We start from the raw sequence: 6,933 nt of genomic DNA, 5'->3' as shown, positions 1-6,933 counted from the left end.
TCGGCTATGTCGAGATGGGCCCCAAGGACGGCCCGGCGGTGCTGCTGCTGCACGGCTGGCCCTACGACATCCACGCCTTCGTCGAGGTCGCCCCGCGGCTGGCCGCCGCCGGCCATCGGGTGATCGTCCCGCACCTGCGCGGCCACGGGACCACCCGCTTCCGTTCGACCGACACGCCGCGCAACGGCCAGCAGGCCGCCCTGGCCATGGACGGGATCGCCCTGCTCGACGCCCTGGAGATCAAGCAGGCCGTCGTCGCCGGCTTCGACTGGGGCGCGCGGACCGCCGACATCCTGGCCGCCCTCTGGCCCGAGCGGTGCAAGGCGCTGGTCTCGGTCAGCGGCTATCTGATCGGCAGCCAGAAGGCCAACGCCGCCCCGCTGCCGCCCGCGGCGGAACTCCAGTGGTGGTACCAGTTCTACTTCGCCACCGAGCGCGGCCGAGCCGGCTACGCGGCCAACACCGAGGCGTTCAACCGGCTGATCTGGACCCTGGCCTCGCCGAAGTGGACGTTCGACGACGCCGCCTTCGCCCGCACGGCCAAGTCGTTCGTCAATCCCGACCACGTCGACATCGTGATCCACAACTACCGCTGGCGGCTGGGCCTGGCCCAGGGCGAGGCCCAGTTCGACGACCTGGAGGCCAAGCTGGCCGCCGGCCCGCCGATCACCATCCCCGCCATCACGATGGAAGGCGACGCCAACGGCGCCCCGCATCCGCAGCCGGCCGCCTATGCGGGCAAGTTCAAGGGCCCCTACGCCCACCGCCTGATCACGGGCGGGATCGGCCACAACCTGCCGCAGGAGGCGCCCGCCGCCTTCGCCCAGGCCGTGCTCGACGTCACCAAGCTGTAGGCGTCAGCCCCGCACGAAGATGTTGCGCAGCCACTGGGACCCGGCCTTTGCGGCCTGGCCCCAGTCCTCGCTGTCGTCCAGCGCCTCGGGCTTGTAGCCCCAGGGGTTGAACACCTTCAGCCGGTTGACCTTGAAGGCCGCGACGTCGCGGGTGACCAGGGTCAGGCCGTGCTCCAGGGCGGTGGCGGCCAGCAGGGCGTCGCGGGCGTCGGTCAGCGGCAGGCGGCCCCGCCCGCGCACGACGGCGGCGTCGACCGGCAGGACGCGCCCCTCGAAGGCGACGGCGACCTGGTCGTTCAGCCAGGTCCGCAGCGCCTGGCCCGTCGCCTTGTCCTTCCGCTCGGCCCGCGCGACGCCGGTCTCCAGCTCCAGCAGGGTGACGGCCGAGATGAACAGGCTGGACCGGGCGACGCCGGCGGCCCAGCCGGCCAGGCCCGGATCCGTGCCGCCGGCCTTGGCGTTGCGCAGCTCGAAGACGATGCCGGTGTCGAGCAGGTACATCAGCCGCGCCAGCTTCCGGGGGTGTCCCAGGCCTCGGTCGAGCGGACCTCGGCGACGTCCAGGCTCGCCGGCGCGGCCATGGCCAGCAGGTCGACGATGGTCTCGGTCTGGCCCGACAGCTTGCGATAGGTCTCGATGCTCATCAGCACATGGGTGGTCTTGCCCCGATCGGTGACGAACACCGGCTCGATCCGCGCCGCCCGCTTGGCCTGGCTGACATCCTGGTTGAAGTCGCGACTCGAGATGATTTTCACGTGCCTACATACCTACATTGACAAGGCTGTCTTGTAGGTACGTTACTACGTTGTGGCGTTCTCGCAACAGGAAATAAGCCAGCAAAAACAATCTTCTGTACGCGAGCGTCAAAAACGCTCTTTCAACTTGCGCGCCCCGCTGGCTTCTGCGCGGCTTTGAACCAACGGCGGTCAACGCCGAGGGATTTCAAACAGGGGGGACACACGTGTCCGACATCATTTCCAGCCTCGTCACGACCGTGACGGGCATACTCGACCCGCACGGCCCGGCCACCAAGGTCGCCGCCCACAGCTTCACGCCGGGCGACTTCAGCGTTCACTTCTTCCTGCAGCTGGCCGTCATCGTCCTGGCCTGCCGGGTCGTGGGCTGGCTGGGCCAGAAGCTGCTGCAGCAGCCGCAGGTGGTCGGCGAGATGATCGCCGGCGTGGTGCTGGGCCCGTCCCTGCTGGGCCTGCTGTTCCCCGACTTCCAGCTGGCCCTGTTCCCCAAGGAGACCAAGAACGTCCTGTACGTCGGCGCCCAGCTGGGCGTGGGCCTCTACATGTTCATGGTCGGCACCAGCTTCCAGGCGGGCCACTTCAAGGCCAAGGCCAAGAGCGCCATGAGCGTGTCGTTCGCCGGCATCGCGGCCCCGTTCATCATCGCGGCCCTCATCACCCCGTTCCTGCTGAAGGTGCCGGGCCTGTTCGCCCCGACCATCGGCCAGGGCAGCGCGACGCTGTTCATGGGCGCCTGCATCGCCCTGACCGCCTTCCCGATGCTGGCCCGGATCATCAACGAGCGCGGCCTGGCCAAGACCTCGTTGGGCACCCTGTCCCTGACCGCCGGCGCCTTCGACGACGCGGTGTCGTGGTGCGTGCTGGCCGTGGTGCTGGCCACCTTCGGCGGCGGCCCCGGCGTGGCGGTCCTCGCCATCGGCGGCGGCCTGGCCTGGGTGGCGTTCGTCACCATCCTCGGCCCGAAGATCCTGGCTCCGCTGGGCCGCATCGTCGAGCGCGAAGGCGAGATGAGCACCGGCGTCCTGGCCATGGTCATCCTGGCCTTCTGCGTCTCGGCCTTCCTGATGGACGCCGTGGGCATCCACGCCATCTTCGGCGGCTTCATCCTGGGCGTGGTCATGCCGCGCGGCAAGCTGGTGGAGGAGCTCAAGCGCAAGGTCGAGCCGATCGCCGTCGTCCTGCTGCTGCCGATGTTCTTCACCTATTCGGGCCTGAACACCCGGATGGACATGGTCAACTCGCCGCAACTTCTCTTGATCGCCCTGGGTGTCCTGGTCTGCTCGATCCTGGCCAAGTGGGGCGCCTGCTACGCCGCCGCCCGCCTCACCGGCGAGAACCACCACACCGCCATGGGCATCGGCGCCCTGATGAACTCGCGCGGCCTGATGGAGCTGATCATCATCAACATCGGCCTGCAGAAGGGCATCATCGGCCCGACCCTGTTCTCGATGCTGGTGCTGATGGCGATCGTCACCACGGTCATGGCCAGCCCGCTGTTCGAGGTGGTCTACGGCAAGAAGGCCCGCGAGACGGGCGAGCTGGACGCCATCGACGGCGCCGTCGCCAAGGCCGCCTGACCGGCTTCCCCAGTCGACTTCCCAGTCGCTTCCCTGCCCTCGCTCTCCTGCCGGAGCGAGGGCTTCTTTTTGGCCGGACCACGAGCCGATGTCGGCATCCGACGCCCCCGTTCGTCGTTTCGACGCCAGGCCGATGCGGCCGGCGCGGACAAGGAGACGGACGATGCGCGTGATGGTGCTCGTGAAGGCGACCGAAGACAGCGAGAAGGGTTTCTTCCCCACGCCCGAGACGATGGCGATGATGGAGGCGATGGGCCGGTTCAATGACGAACTGACCGCGGCCGGCGTCGTGCAGGCCGGCGACGGCCTCAAGCCCTCGTCGGAAGGCAAGCGCGTGGCCTTCGACGGTCCCGGCCGCACGGTGGTCGACGGGCCGTTCCCCCAGACCCGCGAACTGGTGGCCGGCTTCTGGCTCTGGGAGGTCAAGGACATGGACGAGGCGGTGGCCTGGGTGAAGCGCTGCCCGAACCCCATGCCGGGACCCAGCGAGATCGAGATCCGGCCGCTGTACGAAGAAGCCGACTTCGCCTGAGCCCGACCGGCCTCAGGCCGGCTCCAGCGGCCGGTCGAAGCCGAAGCGGTTGATCTGGGCGATCAGGTCGCGGTGGCTGGGCAGGTCGTGGGTGGCCCGGTCGCCGAACGTGCGGATCTTGGCGAACAGCTTCTCGGCGCCCGCCACGTCGGGGAACTCGCTGCGCCCCGGCGACAGGTCGGTTTTGAAGCCCATGCCGTACAGGATGTACTGGTAGTTGAAGAAGGCGAAGGTCTCGAGGTCCAGGATGAAGTCGTAGCGGGTGGGCGGCCGCCAGCGCCACTGCTCCAGCAAGTCGACCAGCCGCTCGGGGATCGAGGCCGGGTCGGCGTTCTCGCGCCAGAACGGCTCGGTCCGCTGGCTCAGGCAGTAGTGCAGCTTCAGGAAGGTGATGATGTTGTCGAAGCGGGCCGTCATCAGCTCGTTGAAGCGGAACGCCGGGGCGCTGATCGGGCCGTTGTGCGGGAAGAGCTCGGCGATGATCGCCACCGCCGCCTCGATCAGCACCACGCCGGTCGATTCCAGCGGCTCCAGGAAGCCGGCCGACAGGCCCACGGCCACGCAGTTCCTGACCCATTGCTTGGCGCGGTAGCCGGCCTCGAACGACAGGCCCCGGGGCGTGACCTCGGCGCCCTCCCCCAGATAGCCGCGCAGGATCGCGGCGGCGCGGTCGTCGTCGATGTGGTCGCTGGAATAGACGCAGCCCACACCGCGCGCGCCGTTCAGCCCGATGTCCCAGGTCCAGCCGGCCTCGTGCGCGGTGGCGATCGTGAAGCTCTGGATCGGCGCGTCCGGACGGTCGTAGGGCACCTTGCAGGCCAGGGCGCGGTCGGCGAACAGGATCGGCCGCGCCGACTTGAACGGGGCCTTCATCGCCCGGCCGATCAGCTCGGCGTGGAAGCCGGTGCAGTCGATATAGAGGTCGGCGTCCAGCCGGCCGTGCTCCTGGCAGGTGACGTGGTCGATGGCGCCCGTGGCGTCCAGCTCCACGCCCGTCAGCAGGCCCTGCACGTGGCGCACGCCCAGCTCGCGGGCCCGCTCGGCCAGCACCTGGGCTAGCTTGGCGGCGTCGAAGTGGTACGCGTAGTTCAAGGGGCCCGAGAAGTTGCCCTCGTGCGGCCGCTTGGGGGCGCGCTGAGCGTCGGCGACCCGGGCCTGGATGGTCATGGCCTCGGCGAACGGCGCGCGGGTCGCCTCGTTCTGCAGCAGCCAGTAAGGGGCCAGGCTGGTCCCGTCGGTCGAGAACGGGGCCTCGAACGGGTGGAAGTACTGGTGGCGCCCGCCGCTCTCCTTCGGCGCCCAGGCCCAGTCGTTGAAGCGGATGCCCTGCTTGAAGGTGGCCGAGGTCTCGCGGATGAACCGGGCCTCGTCGATGCCCAGGAACTGCAGGGTCGTGCGGATGGTCGGGAACGTGGCCTCGCCGACGCCGATGATGCCGACGTCGGGCGATTCCAGCAGGGTGATCTCCAGATGCGCCTGCTCGGCGATCCGCAAGGACTTGGCCAGATAGGCCGCGGTCAGCCATCCGGCCGTGCCGCCCCCGACGATCAGGATTCTGCGTCTACGATCCATGCCGCCTTGATAGCCCGGCGCGCCGCAAAAGCGGAAAGCAAAGTTCGCCGACGCGCCCGCGGGCCGGGACTACCGCCCCGGCCGCGCGAAGGCGGCCACGCGCTCGCGGGCCTGGTGCACGGGATGCTCGCGCGACGGCGCCTGGGTCGAGCCCGTCCGGAACCCGCCCACGTGGTTGGAAAGGTCCGCGGCCTCGGCGCGCAGGGCATGGGCCGCCGAGGTCGACTGCTGGACCATGGCCGTGTTGCGCTGGGTCACCTGGTCCAGCTGGTTGACGGCCACGTTGACCTGGCCCAGCGCGGCGGCCTGCTCGTTGGCCGAGGCGGCGATCTCGTCGACCAGGGTGTCGATGACGCCGACCTTGGCGACGATGCCGCGCAGGGCCTCGCCCGTCCGGCCGACCAGGTCGACGCCCTCGCCCACCTGGCGGCTGGAGTCGGCGATCAGGGTCTTGATCTCCTTGGCGGCCTCGGCCGAGCGCTGGGCGAGCGCCCGCACTTCCTGGGCCACCACCGCGAAACCGCGGCCGGCGTCACCGGCCCGGGCGGCTTCGACACCCGCGTTCAGGGCCAGCAGGTTGGTCTGGAAGGCGATCTCGTCGATCACGCCCAGGATCTGCGAGACCTTGGCCGAGGAGCTCTCGATCTGGGTCATGGCCTCGGCGGCGCGGGTCACCACCTCGCCCGAGGTCTGGGCGTCGGCGGCGGCTTCGCGGACCTGGGCCGAGACGGCCTTGGCGCTCTTGGCGGTCTGCTCGACCGTGGCGGTCAGCTGTTCGACGGCCGCGGCGGTCTCCTGCAGGGTCGCGGCCTGCTGCTCGGTGCGCTCGGCCATGTCGTCGGCCGCGCGGGCGATGTCGTCGGTCCCGGCCCGGATGTCCAGCGCCGCGCGCGACACCGCGCCCATGGCCTTGTCCAGCGCCGCGGCGGCGTTGTCGAAGTCGGTCTTCAGGCGCTCGAACTCCGGCGACAGCGCGCCGTCGATCCGCACCGACAGGTCGCCCGAGGCCAGCCGCGACAGGGCCACGCCCAGGGCGGCCACGGCGGAGGCCTGCTGCTGTTCGGCCGCCTGGCGTTCGGCCTCGAGGCGGTCGCGCTCTTCCAGCAGCACCGTGAAATAGGCCGAGACGGCCAGGTCCATGTCCAGGAACACCGCCTTGGCCAGGGCCGAGACCTGGTCGGCCGCGCCGTCGTCGGCCTTGGCCCCGCCGAACATCCCCTTGGCGGACGAGCGCTTGCCCAGCACCGCATGGATCAGCTTGTCCAGCACCAGGGCGTAGCCGCCGATCGACCAGCGCGGCTCCAGGCCGGCGCGGGCGTTGGACTGGCCGATGCGCTCGACCGCCGCCACATAGTCGGGACCCTGGTCGCCCGACAGCATCCGCCGCCAATGGGCCACCTGACGCGCCTGGGCGCTCTCGCCCTTCCCGTCCTTGAACAGGGCCCGCGTCTCGGCGAAGCCCCGCAGCTGTTCGTAGAAGCTTTCCAGCGCCTCGGGCACCGCAGCGTCCAGCACCGGCTTGGCCGCCTGCAGCGCCGACCGGGACCGATGATCGAACCGCATGAAGCTCAGACGTTGGTCGAGCTGGTCCTTGGCGCTCATGCGGCTCCCCCGAGTCGTTGACTGTACTTTGGGCGATACCG

7 protein-coding genes are annotated in these 6,933 nt (G+C 69.8%); 3 read left to right on the top strand and 4 right to left on the bottom strand.

The features are described from left to right. The coding region (locus tag BR39_RS0100740; protein WP_029907116.1) for an alpha/beta fold hydrolase at window positions 1–854 on the top strand (854 nt) is incomplete at its 5' end. Window positions 855–857: 3 nt separating this feature from the next. On the opposite strand, the gene BR39_RS0100735 is transcribed toward BR39_RS0100740, so the two are convergent. Both BR39_RS0100735 and BR39_RS0100730 read right to left on the bottom strand, forming a co-directional pair. Beyond that, the gene (locus BR39_RS0100735; protein WP_029907115.1) at window positions 858–1,355 is read right to left on the bottom strand and encodes a type II toxin-antitoxin system VapC family toxin; all 498 of its coding nucleotides are present in this window, start codon (window positions 1,353–1,355) and stop codon (window positions 858–860) included. Continuing rightward, window positions 1,355–1,609 (bottom strand): type II toxin-antitoxin system Phd/YefM family antitoxin, encoded by a 255-nt coding sequence (locus BR39_RS0100730; protein ID WP_029907114.1) that lies wholly within the window; start codon window positions 1,607–1,609, stop codon window positions 1,355–1,357. The genes BR39_RS0100735 and BR39_RS0100730 overlap by 1 nt, the downstream gene beginning before the upstream one ends. Before the next feature lie 206 nt (window positions 1,610–1,815). Between BR39_RS0100730 and BR39_RS0100725 the strand changes: the two genes are divergently transcribed. Beyond that, on the top strand, window positions 1,816–3,186 hold the full coding sequence (locus BR39_RS0100725) for a cation:proton antiporter (protein ID WP_029907113.1): 1,371 nt from the start codon (window positions 1,816–1,818) through the stop codon (window positions 3,184–3,186). 163 nt (window positions 3,187–3,349) lie between these two features. Beyond that, on the top strand, window positions 3,350–3,718 hold the full coding sequence (locus BR39_RS0100720; protein WP_029907112.1) for a YciI family protein: 369 nt from the start codon (window positions 3,350–3,352) through the stop codon (window positions 3,716–3,718). A 12-nt stretch (window positions 3,719–3,730) separates the two neighbouring features. Here BR39_RS0100720 and BR39_RS0100715 read toward each other — a convergent pair whose 3' ends face one another. Beyond that, window positions 3,731–5,290, bottom strand: a complete 1,560-nt coding sequence (locus BR39_RS0100715; protein WP_029907111.1) for a tryptophan halogenase family protein — start codon at window positions 5,288–5,290, stop codon at window positions 3,731–3,733. Window positions 5,291–5,359: 69 nt separating this feature from the next. After that, a complete protein-coding gene (locus BR39_RS0100710) occupies window positions 5,360–6,892 on the bottom strand; it encodes a globin-coupled sensor protein (RefSeq protein WP_029907110.1) in 1,533 nt (510 codons plus the stop codon). Window positions 6,893–6,933 lie beyond the last annotated feature (41 nt).

Source organism: Caulobacter sp. UNC358MFTsu5.1 (genome assembly GCF_000712075.1).
GTDB lineage: Bacteria > Pseudomonadota > Alphaproteobacteria > Caulobacterales > Caulobacteraceae > Caulobacter.
This window is presented reverse-complemented; position numbering and strand designations above follow the sequence as displayed.